Annotated in this window: 14 protein-coding genes and 1 pseudogene; 6 read left to right on the top strand and 9 right to left on the bottom strand. The window is 72.7% G+C overall.

What is annotated here, in order from left to right:
* Positions 1–463 precede the first annotated feature (463 nt).
* The gene (locus tag AC2TEW_RS02175) at positions 464–1,072 is read left to right on the top strand and encodes a hypothetical protein (RefSeq protein ID WP_484621525.1); all 609 of its coding nucleotides are present in this window, start codon (positions 464–466) and stop codon (positions 1,070–1,072) included.
* A 464-nt stretch (positions 1,073–1,536) separates the two neighbouring features.
* Here the strand turns inward: AC2TEW_RS02175 and AC2TEW_RS02170 are convergent.
* A pseudogene (locus tag AC2TEW_RS02170) lies at positions 1,537–1,752 on the bottom strand (LLM class flavin-dependent oxidoreductase); the annotation flags it as partial.
* 96 nt (positions 1,753–1,848) lie between these two features.
* Between AC2TEW_RS02170 and AC2TEW_RS02165 the strand changes: the two are divergent.
* Together AC2TEW_RS02165 and AC2TEW_RS02160 are read left to right on the top strand one after the other, a co-directional pair.
* Positions 1,849–2,130, top strand: a complete 282-nt coding sequence (locus AC2TEW_RS02165; RefSeq protein ID WP_484621524.1) for a hypothetical protein — start codon at positions 1,849–1,851, stop codon at positions 2,128–2,130.
* Positions 2,127–2,519 (top strand): type II toxin-antitoxin system VapC family toxin, encoded by a 393-nt coding sequence (locus tag AC2TEW_RS02160; RefSeq protein WP_484621523.1) that lies wholly within the window; start codon positions 2,127–2,129, stop codon positions 2,517–2,519. The genes AC2TEW_RS02165 and AC2TEW_RS02160 overlap by 4 nt, the downstream gene beginning before the upstream one ends.
* Before the next feature lie 131 nt (positions 2,520–2,650).
* Here the strand turns inward: AC2TEW_RS02160 and AC2TEW_RS02155 are convergent, their stop codons facing one another.
* From AC2TEW_RS02155 to AC2TEW_RS02145, 3 genes are read right to left on the bottom strand one after another with little or no spacing between them, the layout of a single operon-like run.
* Positions 2,651–3,280, bottom strand: a complete 630-nt coding sequence (locus tag AC2TEW_RS02155) for a hypothetical protein (protein ID WP_484621522.1) — start codon at positions 3,278–3,280, stop codon at positions 2,651–2,653.
* Positions 3,280–7,056: a DUF6531 domain-containing protein gene (locus AC2TEW_RS02150; RefSeq protein ID WP_484621521.1), complete on the bottom strand. Its 3,777-nt coding sequence runs from the start codon at positions 7,054–7,056 to the stop codon at positions 3,280–3,282. The genes AC2TEW_RS02155 and AC2TEW_RS02150 overlap by 1 nt, the downstream gene beginning before the upstream one ends.
* Positions 7,053–7,775, bottom strand: coding sequence for a WXG100-like domain-containing protein (locus tag AC2TEW_RS02145; protein WP_484621520.1), 723 nt, complete (start codon positions 7,773–7,775; stop codon positions 7,053–7,055). The genes AC2TEW_RS02150 and AC2TEW_RS02145 overlap by 4 nt, the downstream gene beginning before the upstream one ends.
* A gap of 200 nt (positions 7,776–7,975) precedes the next feature.
* On the opposite strand from AC2TEW_RS02145, the gene AC2TEW_RS02140 reads away from it, so the two are divergent.
* From AC2TEW_RS02140 to AC2TEW_RS02130, 3 genes are all read left to right on the top strand, one after another.
* Positions 7,976–8,347, top strand: a complete 372-nt coding sequence (locus AC2TEW_RS02140) for a hypothetical protein (protein WP_484621519.1) — start codon at positions 7,976–7,978, stop codon at positions 8,345–8,347.
* Positions 8,348–8,417: 70 nt separating this feature from the next.
* Positions 8,418–9,320: a DUF8832 domain-containing protein gene (locus AC2TEW_RS02135; RefSeq protein ID WP_484621518.1), complete on the top strand. Its 903-nt coding sequence runs from the start codon at positions 8,418–8,420 to the stop codon at positions 9,318–9,320.
* Between the two features lie 72 nt (positions 9,321–9,392).
* Entirely contained in the window at positions 9,393–10,208 is an 816-nt protein-coding gene (locus AC2TEW_RS02130; RefSeq protein WP_484621517.1) for an HAD family hydrolase, read from the top strand.
* 69 nt (positions 10,209–10,277) lie between these two features.
* On the opposite strand, the gene AC2TEW_RS02125 is transcribed toward AC2TEW_RS02130, so the two are convergent.
* The 5 genes from AC2TEW_RS02125 to AC2TEW_RS02105 form a co-directional block, all read right to left on the bottom strand.
* Positions 10,278–12,143: a sensor histidine kinase gene (locus AC2TEW_RS02125; RefSeq protein WP_484621516.1), complete on the bottom strand. Its 1,866-nt coding sequence runs from the start codon at positions 12,141–12,143 to the stop codon at positions 10,278–10,280.
* 83 nt (positions 12,144–12,226) lie between these two features.
* Entirely contained in the window at positions 12,227–15,685 is a 3,459-nt protein-coding gene (cydD, locus tag AC2TEW_RS02120; RefSeq protein WP_484621635.1) for a thiol reductant ABC exporter subunit CydD, read from the bottom strand.
* Between the two features lie 40 nt (positions 15,686–15,725).
* On the bottom strand, positions 15,726–16,742 hold the full coding sequence (cydB, locus tag AC2TEW_RS02115) for a cytochrome d ubiquinol oxidase subunit II (protein WP_484621515.1): 1,017 nt from the start codon (positions 16,740–16,742) through the stop codon (positions 15,726–15,728).
* 13 nt (positions 16,743–16,755) lie between these two features.
* Positions 16,756–18,297 (bottom strand): cytochrome ubiquinol oxidase subunit I, encoded by a 1,542-nt coding sequence (locus AC2TEW_RS02110; RefSeq protein WP_484621514.1) that lies wholly within the window; start codon positions 18,295–18,297, stop codon positions 16,756–16,758.
* A gap of 256 nt (positions 18,298–18,553) precedes the next feature.
* The gene (locus AC2TEW_RS02105) at positions 18,554–19,717 is read right to left on the bottom strand and encodes a sensor histidine kinase (protein ID WP_484621634.1); all 1,164 of its coding nucleotides are present in this window, start codon (positions 19,715–19,717) and stop codon (positions 18,554–18,556) included.
* Positions 19,718–20,285 lie beyond the last annotated feature (568 nt).

Below are 20,285 nucleotides of genomic sequence, written 5' to 3'. Positions count from 1 at the left end.
CGAGCCTCTTCACTGGCAGCCGGGGGACGAGGGAACGAATCTGAGACTGCCCGTTTCACTCGCACTCGAAACCACATGGGGCCAGTGGCAAAAACGGGGCATGCTTCCACGGCAGACTTCAGACTGTGTGGATGTGCACAGCTTTACGCCGCTCCTCCCAGGCGGAGAGGAGCCGTTGACTACTCGTCTTCTCCTTGAATGTGCCGGGATGCTCGACGAAGGTCAAATCTTCCGGACGCCGCACCCGCAGATAATTGACCCAGCCCTATCGACAATATGGCGAGGGACCCTAGGCGGCGATTATGGGGAACCATATCGCATCGCGCAGAGAGTGGCCGGCAGGGAGCTGTCTCATTCGACGGTTCTGACTCTCATCGATTTCGCGTTGAACCCTCCCGTGCCCGGATTACATCGCGGAGTCACCTCTGTTGACTGGCGCGAGTTGTACCCTCCGTACCGTTTCATGCTTGCAGCACTGACGTTGCGAGACGAGGGCGCCAATGCGCAGGCAGATGTAAATTCACTTCGTCCACCAGTGGAGCAGGTGACCTCAATCTTCGATGCAGTGACTTTCGACACCGAAATTCGAATCGGATCAATTAACTCGATGCTCTCCGGTGATTCCGAACTGCAGGATACCGCGGACCCCGCGCGAAGCTTCGCGGAGAGGATCCCAAGGATGGTATTGCTATACTCGTCGCTGCTCAATCGCGAACGACTGCAGGACCTAAGATCGATCTCCCACTTCGGCTCTCTCTTGGCGGATCCGGATGGGATTCGATTGATGGATAACCAGGCAAAAGAATATCCATGGTGGTTCTTTCCTCCTCTGCGTGTTGTCGATGGCGGGGTCCTCGGCTGGCCAGAATCTCGACTGAATATAGACCAGGCTACTGATCTGCTTATTGGCTCAGCAATTTCTTCCACTTACGATGAGATCGTCCACGGAAATGGCCCCCTGCAGGTCGATCATCTTCCTGGTGCGATCTTCAGAAATCCCGCAGACGTAAATTCACTAAACTCCGTCATTCGGGGCTTCCTGCGACTAAACCTAGGGTGGCAGTCCGCCTGAAGCTCCCCTCCTGAGGTGGGCCGCAGGTGCTCAGGCCGACGGGGAGGGCAGCTAGGACCAAGACATGCAGGGCAATCCGTGCGGACCGGCGGACTTACCGCTGGAGCAGGTGCTGGTGAAATCACAGCGCAACTGGAGAAAATCGCAGTCGAGCCGGCGAAGCAGCAACTTCTCCGACGTGCCCGCCTCAGCCCCCGAGCCTTGCAAGTGGAGGCAAAGCGGCCGCCGGCCTCGGTGGACAGTCTCGTCGACGGGACCGGCTACCAGAGGCTCGGCTCAGCATCAACGAACTGGTCATCCGCTTGCGATCCCTGGCCCGATCTTCGAGGACGATGTGGCCGTCTTCGAGAAGATTGTCACCGACGGTATGACGTAGGCGAGTTGGGCGGCTTTGCCAGGGTGCTCAACCGTCGAACATCGCCACTCCCTGGCTACTCAGTATGTGATAGGCGACGAGGCTTGACCGAGGTCACCAGGGTGCCGAGGCGGATCCGCTCGGTGGCGGTCGCGGCGGCGGTCAGCGTGGGCACCGCCCCGAACCAAGGCTCGTCCCGGAACGACCGCCACGAGAGGTGGTCGTAGGTGTACGCGGCGTGGAAGCCGAGGTCCTCGGCCCGCCGCCAGATCTTCTGTCCCTCGCCCCACCGGTGGATGGGGAGGATCACGGTGCTCAGTCGCATGGGATCGACCCTACGTGCATCGGGATCAGGGGCGTGGTCGGTGACTTCGGAGCCGGCCACCGGGCAGCCTCACACATCATGTACTACAGTTTCGGTATGAGTACACCGCGCCCTGGCAGGACCCGGGTCACCAGCGTCTCCCTGCGGACCGAGACCCTGGAGGCGATTCGCGCACGGGCCGGCAAGCAGGGCATCTCCTCGTACATCGAGGAGGCTGTGCAGCGGCAGCTCCAGCGTGAAGCCATCGACGAGTACATCAAGGCCGCCGAAGCCGAGCACGGGCCGGTGGATCCGGCCGACGTGGCGGCCAAGGCCGAACGCATCCGCTCACACCATGCCGCTCATCGCGGGGACTCCGCCCCGGCGGACGCCGCGTGAGCGGCACCCTCGTTCTCGACAGCGAGGCGCTGTCGAAGCTCTCCCGGCGGCATCGTGACCTGACCGCGTGGCTCGACGTCGCCCGCACGCTGGATCTTCTGGTGGTGACGAGCGCGGCCACACTCGTGGAGGCGCGGGACCCCAAGGTGCTGCAGGCGGCATTCGACCACGCCGTCTCCCTGACCAAGGTGCGGCCCGTGACGGAGGACATCGCGCGAGCGGCGAGCAAGCTCCTGGCAGCCGAGGGTCTTCACGGCCACAAGTACGCCATCGACGCCATGCTCGCAGCCACCGCGCATGCGGAGCACGGCGACGTGACCGTTGTGACCAGCGATGTCGATGATCTGCGCCGCCTCTGCCACAGCCGCATCGCGGTCGAGCCGATCTGATCCGGTCAACTGGCCTGTTGCTGCTCGATCGGGTGTCCTCTGCTCGCCGGCCGGAGCCTGCGTCGGCCGCGGTGGTTCGCCGGTGTCCCCACGGCCTGTGCGGTGCCTCGGCGAGGTGGGTGGGCCGGGCGTCACGCCTGGTCGAGGGAGGAGCGGAGTTCGGTGTCGGTGATCGTTCCGGTGAGCCAGGACCAGAGGACTCTCGCGGCCCGCCGGTCGAGGCCGAGGCCTTCCTTGGCCGCGCGCAGGAACAGGCCGTCCGCGGTGGTGGCGTAGCGCCCCGAGGCGCGCAGGTGCAGGCAGGCGTCGGCCGGCCCGAGGCCGGCGGACGCCAGTCGGGCCAGTTCGGCCACGTCGTCGTCGAAGCGCGACTGCCGGCGGATGCGGAGGCCGTACGCGGCCTCGAACTCCTCGCAGAAGCTGCGGGCCGCGTACGAGGGGCTGTTGCGCAGCCACCACTGGTCGGTCGGGTAGGAGGGGAACGAGTCGTCGGCCAGCACCTGCCGGACCGCCGGGTCGATCCGCCCGATCGCGTCCCGCAGGCCGTCCGCCTCCGGGCCGGCGAGCCGGGGGAGGACCTCCGAGAGGACCGTGCGCAGGGACAGGTCGTTGAGGTAGTCGTCGAGGTCCCAGGGGAACCCGGCCTCGCAGTCGGTGGCGAAGCGCTGCCACCGGTCCAGGGCCTCGCCAGGGGTGATCGCGGTGCGCCACCCCTTGGCGGTGAACGCCTGCGAGAACTCGCGCTCGAAGTCGGCTCCCACTAGCGCCTGCTCTCCTTCTCCATGTACTCGATCGCGTCGTCCGGCCGGAAGAAGTTCGTGATCTTGCCATTCTGCCCGAACACCAGCCGGCCGGTCGGCGTGTGCAGTCGCAGGACCGCGCCGTCGCTCGCGCGCACCACTTCCCGGATGTCGGGGGTCAGGGGGCGGTTCATCAGGTGCTCCGCGTCCTGCTCGTACCGGCCGAAGCCGTCGTCGTCCTTGTCCCGGTCCTGGTACTCGGGCATGTCGGCCTTCTCGCCGGGACGCTTCCCCTGCCCCAGGACGTGCTTGTCGTACTTGGCGTCGATGTTGTTGTGGTCCCACCGCATGGGCGGCCGCGGCGGGTGCGGGGAGAGGCCGAGCGGATCGGACCAGGTGTGCGGGTTGTGGACGTAGGTGTCCGGGTTGGGCGCGGGGGTGAGGCCGAGCGGGTCCGGCGAGGTGTAGCGGGCGGTCTCCGGGTCGTAGTACCGGTGCAGGTTGTAGTGGAGCCGCGTCTCGGGGTCGAAGTACTGGCCGGGGAAGCGGAGCGGCGTGTACGCGGCGCTGTCGCTCGGCCAGGTGGTGGTCCCCCACAGGGTCGTGGTGGTGCGCCAGGCGAGGGTCTCGGTGGCCGGGTCGACGAGTTCGGTGGGGGTTCCGACGAGGTCGGTGACGATGGCGAAGAACCGGCGGTCGATCCGGTCCTGCGCGGATCCGGCCGGCTCGTGGGTGGTGATGGTCTCGGTCTGGGCGAGCGGTCGCCGGCCCTGGTGGTCCCAGCTGAGCGTGTAGGGGCCCGGCAGGTACGGGGCGTGCGTGGTCTGCTCGGCGAGGTGCGAGCCGTCCCAGGTGAAGTCGACGCGTTCCTCGACCGCCGAGCCGTCGGGGGTGAGCCGTTCCTTCGAGGTGCGGCGCCCGAGCGGGTCGTAGCGGTAGCGCCAGGCGGTGCCGTCCGGGGTGACGACGCCGGTCAGGCGGTCCTCGGCGTCCCAGGTGTAGCGCCAGGTGTCGGGCTTCCTGGACAGCCGGGTCCGCTGCCGCAGGACCGTGCGGCCGCGGTCGTCGTACTCGTACCGGATCCGGCCGGCGGACACGAGCTGGGTGCCCTGGTAGGTGCGGGCCCCGAGGGCGGCGCTCGCGGGCTCGGCGGCGGGCCACCGGGCGTCGACCAGGTTGCCGGTCGGGTCGTAGGCGTAGCTCTCCGTCCAGTCGTCGGCCCGGACGGCGGTGACCCGGCCGATCGCGTCCAGTTCGAAGCTCCGCTCGCCGCCGAGCTGGGCGGTGATGCCGATGAGGTGGCCGTCGGCGCGGTAGCGGTAGTCGCGCTGTTGCAGGGTGGCGGAGCGGCTGCGGAGGGTCTGGCCGGTGAGCCGGTGCCGGCCGTCCCAGGCGCTGCTGAGGGTGAGGGTGCCGTCGATGGTCCGTTCGCTCTCGCGTCCGGCCGCGTCGTAGGCGAAGTCGAACGTGCCGCCGGACGTGGTGAGTCCGGTCGGCCGGCCGTCGGGGTCGTAGGTCCAGTCGCTGGTGTGCCCGGCGGGTGTGATCCGGCTGGTCCGGCGGCCGAGGACGTCGCGGTGGTGGACGAGGGTGCGGCCGTCGACGGTCTCGGTCAGCAGGTTGCCGAGTGCGTCGACGGTCCGGGTGATCAGGGTGTCCGGGTCCTCGGCACCGGTCAGGCGGCCGGCGGCGTCGTAGCGGTACGTGGTGACGCGGCCGTCGACCTCCTTGGCCTCGACCCGGCCGAGCCGGTCGTAGCGGTAGCGGGTGTGCCGGCCGTGGGCGTCGGACACCTCCGTGAGGCTCCCGGCCTCGTCGTAGCCGTAGCCGACCGTGCGGCCGTGGAAGTCGCTCTCCCCGATGAGCTGTCCCGCCGCGTCGTACGCGTAGGTCCACTGCTTGCCGAGGGGGTCGGTGACGGAGACGAGCTGCATGTTCTCGTCGTAGCCGAAGGTGTAGCGGGCGCCGTCGGGGGTGGTGCGGGCGGCGAGGGCCTCGAAGTGGGTGAATTCGAAGGCGGTGGTCCGGCCGAGCGGGTCGGTGCGGGTGGTCCGGTTGCCCTCGCCGTCGTAGGTCCAGCTCTCGGTGGCGCCGTCGGGCGTGGTCCGGCTCGCCGGGCGGCCCTCGACGGTCCAGGTCATCCGGGTGACACCGCCGAGCGGGTCGGTGACGGCCACGGTGCGGCCGTGGGCGTCCCGCTGGTAGCGGGCGGTGGCCCCGGTCGGTCCGGTCACCTCGACCGGGAGGCCGGCCGGGTCGCACCGCAGGCGGGTGACGCCGCCGAGCGCGTCCGTGACCGCGACGGGGTGGCCGAGGTCGTCGTACTCGTAGCGGGTGACGGCGCCGAGCGGGTCGGTGAGCGTGAGGCGGCGGCCGCGGCTGTCGTAGGTCTGCCGCCAGGTCGCGCCGCCCGGTGCGGTGACGACGGTGGGCAGGGCGAGGCCGTCGGCGTACTCGGCCTTGCTCCGCAGGCCGTCGGGCCGGGTGATGGTGACCAGGTCGCCGGCGCCGTCGTAGGCGTAGCGGGTGGTGCGGCCGAGCGGGTCGGTCTCGGTGAGGAGGCGGTCGTACGCGTCGCGCTCGTGGCGGGTCGTGCGGCCGAGCGGGTCGGTGATCGCCACGACCTGCGCGTGGTCGTTGACCAGGTAGGTGGTGGTGTGGCCGAGGGCGTCGGTCTCGGTGTGGGTCCGCAGGCCGGTCGTGGGGTCGGGCTCGCCGTAGGTGAAGCGGAAGCGGAGGAAGCCGTCGGTGCCGCCCTCGTCGACGACCCGGTCGAGGTGGTCGTAGGTGTACCGGTACCGGGAGCCGTTGCGGTCGGTCCAGGACAGCATGCGGCCGGTGGCGTCGTTGGCGAAGCGCATGGGCTTGCCGGAGGAGTTGTAGACCGCGCCGAGGTGGCCGTCGGTGTAGCTGTACCGGGTGAGGAGTGCGTCGCCGCCGTGGTCGCCGGCCCCGGCGAGGCGAAGGGCGGTGATGCGGTCGGCGTCGACCGTGACCAGGAGCCGGTAGCCGCCGGAGTGGGTGATCGACAGCGGGACCCCGTCGGGGTCGTAGGCGAGGGCGTAGTGGCGGCCGTGCCGGTCCCGCACGGCGGTCAGGAGTGCCTCGGCGCCGTCGGGCGTGGGGGTGAACTCCTTGACCAGGCCGGTGGCCGGGTCGGTGACGGTGTAGCGGCCGCTGTCCGGGTCGAGGTCGAGTCCGTGCCGTGAACCGGCCGAGGCGAGGACGGGATCGCCCGGCTCGGGGTGGGGGTAGGCCTGGGTGATGCGGTCCGGGCGGATGTGGACCACGCCGTCGCCGTCGATCTCCAGGCGCTCGTCGAAGGTGCACACCCATCGGGGGCCCATCCAGCGGCCGGCCAGGTAGCCGGAGTCGAAGCTCCGGGTGAACTCCAGCGGGAGGGAACCGGGAAGTGCGGCGTCGACCTGGTCGATGTACATCCGGCCGGTCGCCATGTCGACCGGCTCGCCGCCACCGCAGCGGGTGTCCTGCGGACGGCCCTCGGTGCGCGGGCTCCGTACCTGGTCGCGGCCGCGGCCCCTGGGGTGCGAGCCGCCGCGCCCCGTGCCGCCGCCGGAGCGGGGGTGCGGCAGCCCCTTGCCGTCCTCGCCCTTGAGGATGCGTTCCAGGTCGCGGGCGTGTCTGGCGTCGGTCTCGCGGTGGTTGTGGGCGACCTTCTTCAGGTTGTCGCCGGCCTTGCGGTAGAAGTTCTTCAGCGCCTTGCCGGCGTCCTCGGCGAGTGTCCTGCCGAGCTTCTGCGCGCCGTGCTCCAGCGCTCTGACGATCTGGTTGCTCATTCGAAGCTCACCGCCGCGGCCTTCGCCCGGAACGCCTCCGCGTGGCCGGCCACCGTCTCGGCGTGGTCGTGCATCAGCCGGGCGTGCGCGTCCAGCGCGTCCGGGTCGATCCGGAAGCCCGTGCCCCCGCCGCCGCCGGACACCCCGAGCGCGGACTCCGCCGCCTCGAAGACCAGCCCGCCCACCGCGCCCGCGACCACCTCGACCAGCGGGTCGATCGCGGCCTCGATCACCTGCCCGATGACGTACTGCTCCAGCTGCTGCTCCAGGTAGTTGACCAGCCGCTTGCCCGCCTCCTCGATGGCGATCACCGCGGCCTCCGCCGCCCCGAGGGTCGCCACCGCCGCCGCCTGGTCCGCCACCAGCGCCGCCGCCAGCACCACCAGCTCGGCGATGGTCTCCAGCTTCATCGCCACGATCACGTCCGCGGCCACGTCCAGCGCCGTCGCCACCACGTGGCACGCCTGGACCAGTTCGTTGAAGTGACTGTCCGACAGCTGCGACCACTTGGCCAGCAGCGCCTCGTACGACGCGCCCTCGTACGCGGCGCCCAGGGCGTGCACGGTCGCCGTCGACTCGCGGTGCGCGGACTCCACGTTCCCGGCGAACTCCCGCACGTGCGAGGCGAACTCCCGCACGCTGTCCTCGTTCACCGTCGGCCAGTTGATCCCGATGAACGACAGCAGTGACACGACTTCACCGGGCAGCTCGATCGCCATGCGGTTACCTCCCCCGTAGCGGCATGCGGGGTCGACCGTAGTGCAGGACCCGGAGCCGCGGGAAGCCGGTCGGCGGCCGGCCGCCCGGCGGATCCCGGCCCGATACCGGGTGGGGGTACCTTGGGCGGGCCGGCCAGGTGGTGGCGGGCCGGCCAGGTGGTGGCCGGACGGACGGCGGGGTGGCGGGGACGGGGACGGGGATGGCGGTACGCGGTGGGGCGGTGCCCCGGTTCGGGGTGCTGTGCGCGCTGCTGCTGGGGCTGTTCCTGATGCACGGTGACCCGGCCGCGGCGGCCGGCTGCCACCGGGCGGTGGCCGTCGGCACGCACCACCACCAGCAGGCCGGGCCCGGACGGACGCCGACGGCGCAGCGCCCGGACGTGCTGTGCGCGGCGACCCCGGCGCGGGCGTCGGGGGTGGCGGTCGGCAGGCCCGGGCCCGCGCCGCTCGGACTGCTGCCGCGGTGGCCGGCGGCGGCCGCCGGTCCGGTGGCGGCGCCGGTGTCCGGGTGCCGGGCACCGCCGGGGCGGGGGCGTGCGGTGCTGCTGCGGGTGTGTGTCTCGCGGACCTGACGGGCGCCGCCGGACCCGCCCGGGATCCGGCCGTCGGCATCCTGTCCGTACCACTCTTGGAGACACACCCGTGAGGAACGCCCCCACCACCGATCCGCTGCGCCGTGCGCTGTCCGCCGTGGCGGCGGCCGGTCTGCTGGCCGTCGCGCCGACGGCCTGCGCGTCACCGGCCGGCTCGCCGCACCAGGGCCACAACCACAGCCATGCCACCGCCGGGCAGGACACGGCCGGTCACGACATGGCCGGTCACGACATGGCCGGTGCGGCCGGTGCGGCCGCCGGGTCCGGCCTGGCCGCGGAGCGGAACGGCTACCGGCTGGCGGGTGCGCTGGCCGGCGCGGAGTACCGGTTCAGGATCACCGGGCCGGACGGCGCGCCGGTCACCGCGTACGTGCCGGAGCAGACGAAGCAGCTGCACTTCTACGCGATCCGCTCCGACCTGACCGGTTTTCAGCACCTGCACCCGGAGCTCGGCCCGGACGGTACCTGGCGCGCGGCGCTGGAGCCGCTCGCGACGGGCGACTGGCGGCTGTACGCCTCGTTCACCCCGGACAGCGGCCCCGGGAAGGGCGCCGCGCTGGTGCTCGGCGAGCAGGTCACCGTGCCGGGCGCGGCGAGCCCCGTCCCGCTGCCGCCGGCGGCCGGGAGCGCCACCGTGGACGGCTACACCGTCACGGTGGACGGCGGCACGCCGAAGGGCGGCGAGCTGGCCCTGACGGTGACCCGGGACGGGCAGCCGGTGACCGACCTGGAGCCGTACCTGGGGACCTTCGGCCATCTGACCGCCTTCCACGCGGGTGACCTGGCCTTCGCCCACCTGCACCCGGAGGGCGCGGCGGCGGACGGCAACAACGGCGGGCCGGGCTTGCGCTTCCACGCCGAGCTGCCGGCGGCCGGTGACTGGCGGCTGTTCGTGCAGTTCCGGACCGGTGGGACGCTGCACACCGCCGCAATGACCCTGCGGACCGGCTGAGCTCGGTCCGGGCGCGGGCCCGGGAGGGCATGCCTCTCCCGGGTCCGCGCGCAGGTGAGCGAAGATGGGGCGGTGACCACCTCCCCCCGCCCCCGCCTGATCGCCACCGACCTCGACGGCACCCTGCTGTGCGCCAGCGGCGCCGTCTCCGAGCGGACGGCCGCGGCGCTGGCCCGGGCCGAGCGGGCGGGTGTCCAGGTGGTGTTCGTGACCGGCCGGCCGCCGCGCTGGATGGCGCAGCTCAGCTCGCACATCGGCGGCCACGGGGTGGCGATCTGCTCGAACGGCGGCGCGGTGGTGGACGTGCGGCGCGGGGAGCTGCTGGAGACCTTCCCGCTGGCGGTGGCGGACGCGCTGGCGGTGGTGGAGGCGCTGCGGGCCGAGCTGCCGGGGACGTCGTTCGCGTTCGAGTACCCGGGTGGCTTCGCCCGGGAGCCGGGGTACGAGCTGCGGATGTGGGGGTCGGACGAGGACCATCCGGTGGCCGCGGCGGAGGAGTTGCTGGGTGACGGCCGGGTGGGCGGGCTGTTCAAGCTGCTGGCCAAGCATCCGGAGCTGGACCCGGACGTGTTCCTGGCCAGGGCGCGGGTGGCGGCGGGCGCACTGGCGGAGATCACCCGGTCGAGTCCGGTGGCGCTGCTGGAGATCAGTGCGCGGGGGGTGACCAAGGCGAGCACGCTGGCGCGGTGGTGTGCCGAGCAGGGCATTGACCGGTCGGAGGTGGTGGCCTTCGGGGACATGCCGAACGACCTGGAGATGCTCGCCTGGGCGGGCAGCGCGTACGCGGTGGCCAATGCGCATCCCGAGGTGCTGGCGGCGGTGGCGCGGCACACGGTGGGCAACGACGAGGACGGGGTGGCGGCGGTGATCGAGACGCTGCTGCCCTGAGGGCGCGGTTGCCCGGCGGGTGCGGCTGCCCCGAGGGTGCTGCTGCCCGGCGGGGTGGCCGCGGGCGGGTCAGTAGCGGGCGGTCCAGCGGACCCGGGTGCCCTTGCCGTGCGGGCCGGGCTCGTGCCAGGCGTCGCCGCCGAGGACCTCGGCCCGGCGGGCGAGGTTGCGCAGGCCGCTGCGGCGGCCGCCGTCCGGGATGCCGATGCCGTCGTCGGTGACGGTGAGCAGGACGCCGGGCTTGCCGGCCCGTTCCAGGGACTCCGGGTCGCCCGGGACGGGGTGGCCCTCGGCGTCGAGGTGGACGGTGGCGTCGATCTCGACGGCGACCCGGGAGGCGCGCGCGTGGCGGGCGGTGTTGGAGAGCATCTCCCGGAGGGCGGCGAGCAGTTGGCGGGAGGTCTTCTCGCCGACCAGGCTCTCCAGCGGTCCGGTGAAGGTGATGTTCGGTTTGAAGCCGAGCACGGCGGCGGCCTGGCTGCCTTCGCGCAGGACGCGGGTGCGCAGGGTGTCGGGTTCGTCGTCGGCGTCGCCGTGCTGCAGGGCGTAGATGGTGGTGCGCACCTCCTGGATGGTGGCGTCGAGTTCGTCGACGGCCTGGCCGATGCCGGTCCTGACCTCGGGGACGACGGCGCGGCGGGCGGCGCTCTCCAGCATCATGCCGGTGGCGAACAGCCGTTGGATGACGAGGTCGTGCAGGTCGCGGGCGATCCGGTCGCGGTCCTGGAAGACGGCCAGGCGCTGTTTGTCGAGCTGGCCCTCGGCGAGCCGCAGGGCGAGCGCGGCCTGCGAGGCGAAGGTCTGGGCAAGCTGTTTCTCGTCGTCGGTGAACGGGGCGGAGCCGCGCTGCCGCCAGACGCACAGGCCGCCGAGCACCCGGCCGGAGGACACCATGGGCAGGGCCATCGAGGGTCCGAAGCGGCGGGCGAGGCGGAGCACCACGGCGGGGTCGGAGGACATGTCGTCGAGGAAGACGCTCTCCCCCGCCATCAGGTGGGTGGCGAAGCTGCCCGGTGGCATCAGCTCGCCGTTGAGGTACTCGGCGACCTCGCCGGAGGCGTGGGCGACCCGCATCCGGCCGTCGACGGTGGGCAGCAGGATCATGCCGACCGCGGCGTCGGCGAGTTCCCTGACCTGTTCGGCGGCGACGGTCAGGGCGACCTTGGCCTCGTCCGAGGAGAGCAGGGCGGTGGTGACGGCGGCGGCGCCGGCGATCCAGCGTTCGCGGCGGCGGCCGTCCTCGTACAGGCGGGAGTTCTCGATGGCGACGCCGGCGGCGGCGGCCAGTGCGTGGACCACCTGTTCGTCCTCGGGGGTGAAGCCGGCGCCGCCCTTCTTGCCGGTCAGGTAGAGGTTGCCGAAGACCTCCTCGCGGACCCGGATCGGCTCGCCGAGAAAGGAGGTCATCGGCGGGTGGTGCGGGGGGAAGCCGGTGGAGCGCGGGTCCTGGCCGAGGTCGGCCAGGCGCAGCGGTTCGGGGTTGTCGATCAGGGCGCCGAGGATGCCGCGGCCGGAGGGGAGTTCGCCGATCGCGGCGGCGGTGGCGTCGTCGATGCCGACGTGGATGAAGTCGGACAGGCCGTTGCCGTGGGGGGAGACCACGCCGAGGGCGGCGTACTCGGCGTCGACCAGTTCGGCGGCGCCGGTGGCGATGCGGTGGAGGGTGGCGTGCAGGTCGAGGCCGGCGCCGACGGAGACGACGGCCTCCAGCAGGCGCTGCATCCGGTCGGTGACGGCGGCGGCGGACTGCAGGCGTTCGGAGACCTCGGTGACCAGGGTGTCCAGGCCGAGGGAGGCGATCTCGGGTACCCGGTGCGGGGCCTGGTCGGGCCGGTCGGACGGCTCGGGGCGGGCCGGCTGCCCGGGGCGGGCCGGCGGTGCGGGTCGCGCGGTCGCCGGGGGCTGCTCGGGGTGGCCGGACGGCTGGGTCTCCATGGGTCGAGCCTAGAGTGATCCGCCCCTTTTGGGTGGTTTGTTCGCTGTCCGGTCCGGGTGCGGTGGGGCCGTCGTGAGCCGGGTCAGACCGCTGTGAGCAGGGTGTCGGCGCGCTGCTCGCGTGCGCGCATCGCGCTCAGGCGGCTGTCGGGGCGGGCGGCCAGGTCGGACCAGCGGCCCCGCTCCACCACGGCGCCGTCGGCCAGCACCAGCACCTCGTCCACGGTGGTGTCGTCCAGGCCGGCCAGCCGGTGGGTGATCAGCAGGGTGGTCCGGCCGGCGGTGGCGGCCAGCAGGTCGGCGGTGAGGGCGTCGGCGGTGGGCAGGTCGAGGTGCTCGGCGGGTTCGTCCAGGATCAGCAGCGGGAAGTCGGCGAGCAGGGCGCGGGCCAGTGCCAGGCGCTGGCGCTGGCCGCGGGAGAGCCGGGCGCCGTGCTCGCCGACCATGGTGTCCAGGCCCCTGGGGAGGGTGTCCACCCAGTCGAGCAGCCGGGCCGCGGCCAGGGCGGCCCGCAGGTCGGCCTCGTCGGCGCCGGGTCGGGCGAGGCGGAGGTTCTCGCGCAGCGAGCTGTCGAAGACGTGGGCGTCCTGGGCGCACAGGCCGATGGTGCGGCGGACCAGGTCGGCGGGGATCGAACGGCTGTCCACAGCCTGTGGACGGCCCGCGCCGAGGGTGACGGTGCCGGCCCGCTGGTCCAGGAAGCGGAGCAGCACGTGGGCGAGGGTGGTCTTGCCGGAGCCGGACGGGCCGACCACGGCGATCCGGCGGCCGGGCGCGAGGTCCAGGTCGAGGCCGCGCAGCGCGTCCCGTTCCCGGCCGGGCCAGCGGGCGGTGAGGCCGCGGACGGCGATCGGCAGCGGGTGCTCGGGCAGCGGCCGCGGGTCGGCGGGCTCGGTGACCGGGTCGGGGGTGTCCGCCAGTTCGGCCAGCCGGGCCCGGGCGGCGCGGCTGCGTTCGCGGAAGAGCACGGCGGTCGGCATGCCCGCCACCGCTTCGAACGCGGCCAGCGGGGTGAGCACCACCAGCGCCAGGCAGACGCCCGGGAGCGCGCCGGTTCGCACGGCGTGCACGCTGGCGGCCGCGGCGGCGGTCACGGTCAGGCCGGTGACCAGCGCGGTCAGTCCGGCCGACAGCCCGCCGGTGGCGGCGGAGCGGGCGGCGAGCCGGGTGAGCGTACGGTCGGCGCGGCGGGCGGCGGCGAGCCGGGCGGGCAGCGCGCCGGCCACGGTCAGTTCGGCGGTGCCGGTCAGGGTGTCGACCACGGCGACGGCCAACTCTCCCCGGGCGGGCGCCTGCTGACGTTCCGACCGGCCGCCGGCCAGGGTGGCGAGGGCCGGCACGGCGGCGCCGGCCAGCGCCAGTCCGAGCGCGAGCAGCAGTCCGGCGGCCGGCAGGAAGGCGGCCAGCGCGGCCGAGGCGGCCAGCGAGACGGTGAGCGCGACGGCGGCCGGGAGCCGCCAGCGCAGGTAGTGGTCCTGGACGGCGTCGACGTCGGACACCAGCCTGGCCAGCAGGTCGCCCCGGCGGTAGCCGGGCAGTGCGGCGGGCGCCAGGCGCTCGAGGCGGGCGTAGACGGCGGTCCGTACGCCGCCGAGTGCCTTGAGCACCGTGTCGTGCGCCGTCAGGCGCTCGGCGTACCGGAAGACGCTGCGCCCGATGCCGAAGGCCCGGACGGAGGTGACGGCCATCATCAGGTAGAGCACCGGCGGCATCTCCGAGGCCCGGGAGATCAGCCAGCCGGAGGTGGCCATCAGTGCGACGGCGCAGCCGAGCGCGAGCGAGCCGAGCAGCACGGACCGGGCCAGCCGGGGGCGGGCGGGGGTGTCCGGCGGGGTGTCGTCGCCGTCCTCGGGTGCGGTCCGCGGGCGGCCGGTGGCGGCGGGGGCCGGGAGCGCGTCCGGGGCGGGGGCGGCGGGCGGCAGCGGGGGGCCTGGGAGGTGGTGGCGGTGGCCGGCGGCGGCGAGCAGGGCCGGCCGGTGGGCGACCAGCAGGACGGTGCGGCCTTCGGCGAGGGCGCGGACGGCGTCCACCACGGCGGCCTCGCTCTCGCCGTCGAGGTTGGCGGTCGGCTCGTCCAGCAGGACCAGCGGGCGGTCCGCGAGCAGGGCCCGGGCCAGTGCGATCCGCTGGCGCTGGCCGGCCGAGAGGCCGGTGCCGCCTTCGCCGAGCACGGCGGCCGGGTCGGCGAAGTCGGTGGCGTGGGCGGCGGCGAGGGCCGCGCGGACCTCCTGGTCGGTGGCGTCGGGCCGGGCGAGGCGGACGTTGTCGGCGATGGTGCCGGCGAACAGCTGCGGGTGCTGCGGCACCCAGGCGATCTGCCGGCGCCACTCGGCCGGGTCGAGGTCGGCGAGGTCGGTGCCGCCGATCCGGACGGTCCCGGCGGTGGGCGGGGTGAAGCCGAGCAGGACGGCGAGCAGGGTGGACTTGCCGGCGCCGCTGGGGCCGGTGAGTGCGGTGGTGGTGCCCGGCTCGAGGGTGAGGGTGACGCCGTCGAGGGCGGGGGCGGTGCGACCCGGGTGGGTGACGGTGACACCGGTGAGGGTGATGTCCGCCCCCCGCAGGGGTGGCACCGGGCGGGTGCCGGCGGCGGGCAGCGGGGTCTCGAGCACCTCGAAGATCTGGCCGGCTGCGGTCAGCCCTTCGACGCTGGAGTGGTAGAGCGCGCCGACCTGGCGGATCGGCAGGTGGACCTCGGGGGCGAGGATCAGCACCAGCAGCCCGGTCTCCAGGTCGAGCGTGCCGTCGACCAGGCGGAAGCCGACCGAGACGGCGACCAGCGCGACCGAGAGGGTGGCGAGCAGTTCCAGGGCGAACGAGGAGATGAAGGCGATCCGCAGGGTCCGCAGGGTGGCCCGGCGGTACTCGTCGGTGACCCGGGCGATGGTGCGGGCCTGCGCCTTGGCGCGGCCGAACACCTTGAGGGTGGGCAGCCCGGCCACCACGTCGAGGAAGTGGTGGGAGAGCCGGGCCAGGCCCTCCCACTGACGGTCCATCCTGGTCTGGGTGGCCAGGCCGATCAGCACCATGAACAGCGGGATCAGCGGCAGGGTGGCGGCGATGACGGCCGCCGACCTCCAGTCGGCGCCCGCGATCCGGGCCAGCACCACCACCGGGACGACCACGGCGAGCGCCAGCTGCGGCAGGTAGCGGGCGAAGTAGTCGTCCAGCGCGTCGATGCCGCGGGTGGCGAGCGCGGTGAGTTCGCCGGTGCGCCGGCCCGCCAGGTAGGACGGGCCGAGCGCGGTGGCGTGCTCCAGCAGGCGGCCGCGCAGGGTGGACTTCACCCGGGCCACCGAGCGGTGCGCGGTCAGTTCGGTGAGCCAGGCGACGGCGGCCCGGCCGGCCGCGGTGGCGGCCAGCCACAGCAGCGGCCCGGTGAGCCCGTACGCGTGCTGCTGGAACGCCCGGACCACGATCTCGGCGATCAGGCCGGCCTGGACCACCACCAGCACCGCGCCCGCCCCGCCGAGCAGGACGGACCCGGCGAGGAAGGCCCGGGTGGTGCGGGCGTGGGTGAGCAGTCTCGGGTCGACCGGCCGCATCCGCTGCTGACGCTCCATCGTGGCGCTCCCTCGCTCCGGGTCAGTGGTCGGCGGGCCGGGGGGCCGCCGGGATGTGCTGGACGCCGATCCGCTTGCGGAACACCCAGTACGTCCAGCTCTGGTAGAGCAGCACGATCGGGGTGAAGACGGCCGCGACGACGGTCATCACCTTGAGGGTGTAGGGCGAGGAGGCGGAGTTGGTGACGGTCAGCGAGTAGGCCGGGTCGAGGGTGGAGGGCATCACGTCGGGGAACAGCGCCAGGAAGAGCATGGCGACGGCGGCCACCACGGTGAGCCCGGAGAACACGAACGCCCAGCCCTCGCGGGCGGCCTTGTTGGCGGCCAGCGACGCGACCAGGGCGAGCACCGCGACCACCAGGGCGGCCAGGCTCCGGCCGTTGCCGGAGTGCGACTGGGTCCAGACCAGGAACACCACCGCGAGGACCGCGGCGGCCAGGCCGAGGCCGAGCGCCTGGGCGCGGGCCCGGTCGCGGATGTCGCCGACGGTCTTGAGTGCGGCGAAGACCGCGCCGTGGAAGGTGAACAGCGTCAGTGTCACCAGTCCGCCGAGGATCGCGTACGGGTTGAGCAGGTCGAAGAAGCTGCCGACGTAGTTCTTCTCCCGGTCGATGTCCACGCCGTGCACGATGTTGGCGAAGGCGACGCCCCACAGGAAGGCGGGGATCAGCGAGGTCCAGAAGATGGCCAGCTCCCAGTTGCGCTGCCAGCGCTCGCCGGTGCGCTTGGCCCGGTACTCGAAGGCGACCCCGCGCACGATCAGGCAGACCAGGATGGCCAGCAGCGGCAGGTAGAAGCCGCTGAACAGGGTGGCGTACCAGTCCGGGAAGGCGGCGAAGGTGGCGCCGCCGGCGGTCAGCAGCCAGACCTCGTTGCCGTCCCAGACCGGGCCGATGGTGTTGATCAGGACCCGGCGTTCGGTGGTGTCGCGGGCCAGCGTCCGGGTCAGGATGCCGATCCCGAAGTCGAAGCCCTCCAGGAAGAAGTAGCCGGTCCACAGGACGGCGATGAGGACGAACCAGACGTCGTTGAGGTGCATGCTCGTTCCGTCCTCAGTACGCGAAGGCGAGGGGCTGGTCGGCGTCGCCGTCCGGGGACGGGCCGCGCAGGGTCGGGTCCTTGGCGGGGGGCTCCTCCGATGTCACCGGGCCGGCCTTGGCGTACTTGACCAGCAGCTTCACCTCGATCACGGCGAGCACCGCGTAGAGCAGGGTGAAGGTGGTCAGGGCGCCGATCTGGGTGCCGACGGAGACGTTGGGGGAGACCGCGTCGGCGGTGCGCATCAGGCCGAAGACCACCCAGGGCTGGCGGCCCATCTCGGTGAAGATCCAGCCGAAGCTGTTGGCGATCAGCGGGAAGCCCATGGTGAGGATGCCGATCCGCCAGCTCCACTTCGTCAGGAACGGGCCGAGTTCGCGGTTCCTGGTGAGCATCAGCTTCGGCGCCTCGTCCTCGCCGGTGCGGTACTCGGGTGCCAGCCAGAACCGGCGCCGGGTGGTCCACAGGCCGATCAGCGCGGCCACGAAGGAGGTCATCCCGAAGCCGATCATGAGGCGGAAGCCCCAGTAGGTGACGAAGATGTTCGGGATGTAGTCGTCGGGCTGCCCGCCGTAGCGGGCGGCCTCGGCGGCGGCGGTGTCGTTGATGCCGGGGACGGCGGTGGAGAAGTCGCTGTGGGCGAGGAAGGACAGTATCCCGGGGATCTCCAGCTCGACCGAGTTGTGGCCCTGGCTGACGTCCCCGACCGCGAAGATCGAGAACGGCGCGGGCGCCTGGGTGTCCCAGAGCGCCTCCGCGGAGGCCATCTTCATCGGCTGCTGCTCGAACATCACCTTGGCCAGGGTGTCGCCGCTGACCGCGGTGCCCAGGCCGCCGAGGACCGCGATGACCAGCGCGACCCGCAGCGAGGTGCGCATCGCGGCGGTCTTGCGGCCGTCGGCCTCCTTGCCCCGCTTCGCCCGCCACAGGTGGTACGAGGCGATGCCGACCATGAAGGCGGCGCCGGTCAGGAAGGCCGCGGTCAGGGTGTGGAAGACCTGCACCAGGGTGGTGTTCTGGAACAGCACCCGGCCGATGTCGGTCAGCTGCGCCTTGCCGGTGGCCGGGTCGATCCGGTACCCGACGGGGTGCTGCATCCAGGAGTTGGCGGCCAGGATGAAGTAGCCGGAGAGCACCGTGCCGATCGCGACCAGCCAGATGCAGGCGCAGTGGATCTTCTTCGGCAGCCGGTCCCAGCCGAAGATCCACAGGCCGATGAAGGTCGACTCGAAGAAGAAGGCGATCAGCGCCTCCATCGCGAGCGGGGCCCCGAAGACGTCGCCGACGAAGCGCGAGTAGTCGGACCAGTTCATCCCGAACTGGAACTCCTGGACGATGCCGGTGACCACGCCCATCGCGATGTTGATCAGGAAGAGCTTGCCCCAGAACTTGGTGGCGTGGAAGTACTTCTCCTTGCCGGTGCGCACCCAGGCGGTCTGCAGTCCCGCCACGATCGCCGACAGGCTGATCGTGAGCGGGACGAAGAGGAAGTGGTAGACGGTGGTGATGCCGAACTGCCAACGCGCGATGGTCTCGTGAGCCACTGCCAGCTCCACGGCGCCCTCTCTTCCGTGCTCGGTATGCCCTGATCCACCACACAACGGGCAAAACGCATCATTAGCATGAAACCGCTACGAGCCATGCCAAGCTTGCCCGCTTGTGAAAGTGAACACGTTCACAAGGTGAGTATCCACCATGCTTATCCGCGTTCGAACAGGGGGGTGGGGTTCGATGATCCGGGCTACCGGAGCAGCCTCACAAGCCACCGCCCGGGCGCCCGTTTGGACGCCCGGGCACTTGACAGCGCGGGCCTCAGCGCTGGTGCGGCAGCTGCACCCGGAAGGCCGAGCCCCGCCCGGGGGCGGTGTCCAGGGTGAGGTCGCCGCCGTGCGCGTGCACCAGCGCCGAGGCGATGGCCAGGCCGAGGCCGGCGCCGCCGCCCTCCAGGCGGCTGCGGGAGGGGTCGACCCGGTAGAACCGCTCGAAGACCTGCAGCGCCTGACCCTCGGTCAGGCCCGGCCCCTGGTCCGCCACCTCGAGCAGGCAGCGGCCGTCCACCGTGCCGACCCCGATCCGGACGGCGGTGCCCGCCGGGGTGTGCTTGACCGCGTTGCCGACCAGGTTGCTGACCACCTGGCGCAGCCGGGACTCATCGCCCAGCACCGGCGCGGGCTGCGGGGCGCCGGTGCCGTCCGGGCCGGTCAGCGCGACCGGCCGGCCCGGGTCCAGCGCGGTCAGGTCGTGCAGCGCGTCGGCGGCCAGCGTGCGCAGGTCCATCGGCGCGAGGTCGAGCGGCCGCTCCTCGTCCAGCCGGGCCAGCGTCAGCAGGTCCTCGACCAGGGTGCCGAGCCGGACCGCCTCGCTCTCGATCCGGTCCATCGCCCGGTCGACGTCCTGCAGCGCGCCCATCCGGTACAGCTCCGCGAAGCCCCGGATCCCGGCCAGCGGGGTCCGCAGCTCGTGCGAGGCGTCCGCGACGAAGCGCCGCATCCGGGCCTCCGAGGCGGCCCGTGCGGAGAACGCCGCCTCGATCTGGCTCAGCATCCCGTTCAGCGCGGTGGAGAGCCGGCCGACCTCGGTCCGCTGCCCGAGCTCCGGCATCCGGTGCGAGAGCTCGCCCGAGGCGATCCGCTGGGCGCCCTGCTCGATCTTCCGCAGCGGCCGCAGCCCGGCCCGGACCGCGAACGCGCCGAGCGCGGCGATGCCCAGCAGCACCGAGCCGCCGATGGTCAGGAAGGTGGTGCGCAGCCGGGCCAGCACCGCGTCCACGTCGTCCAGCGAGACCGCGACCAGCAGGTAGCTCGGTGCGGCGAAGTCACTGGTGGCGGCCGTCGCACCGGTGGCCGTCGCGCCGGTGGCGCCGCCCGCGGGGCCGCCGGCCGCGCCCGGCCGCTGGATCGGCAGCACCAGCACCCGCCAGCTGCCGTCGCCGTGCTCCCCGGGGACGGTGAAGCAGTCGTCGCCGCGGGCGGAGATCTCCGCCGGGGTGAGCTTGGCCACCTTGGGGAGCGGGTCGGTGTCGTCGATCGGCTGGCGGTAGATGTCCTGCACGGCGCCGTCGGCCGCCAGGTACTGCACCACGTACTGGCTTGGCAGGAACGGCCCGGGCCGGCGGCCGAAGCCCTGGCCGAAGCCGTCACCCGCGGCCAGGCCCTGGCCGTTCTGGCCCGCCTGGCCGTTCTGGTTGGCCTGGCCGTTCTGGTTGGCCTGGCCGTTCTGGTTGGCCTGGCCGTTCTGGCCCGCCTGGGCGCCGCTCTGCCCGGCGCCCGGCTGCCCGGCGCCTTGCCCGCCCGCCCGCGGCCCCAGGCCCGGTCCTTGCCCCGGCCCCTGGCCGAGCGCCCCGGGCAGCCGGGAGCCGGGCTGGCGGTGGGCGAGCGGCTGGGCGAAACGTTCCAGCTGCTGGTCGGCCCGCTCGACCAGCTGGACCTTGACCGCGCCGAGCACCAGGGTGTCGCTCACCACCAGCCCGGTGGTGACCAGCAGCAGGGCCAGCACCAGCAGCCGGGCGCGGAGCGAGAGCCGGGCGACGGACCGCACGGGCCGC

It is taken from the genome of Kitasatospora sp. NEAU-CNBT7, from assembly GCF_057220535.1.
The sequence above is the reverse complement of the archived record's forward strand: the minus strand, read 5'-3'. Positions and strand labels throughout refer to the sequence as shown.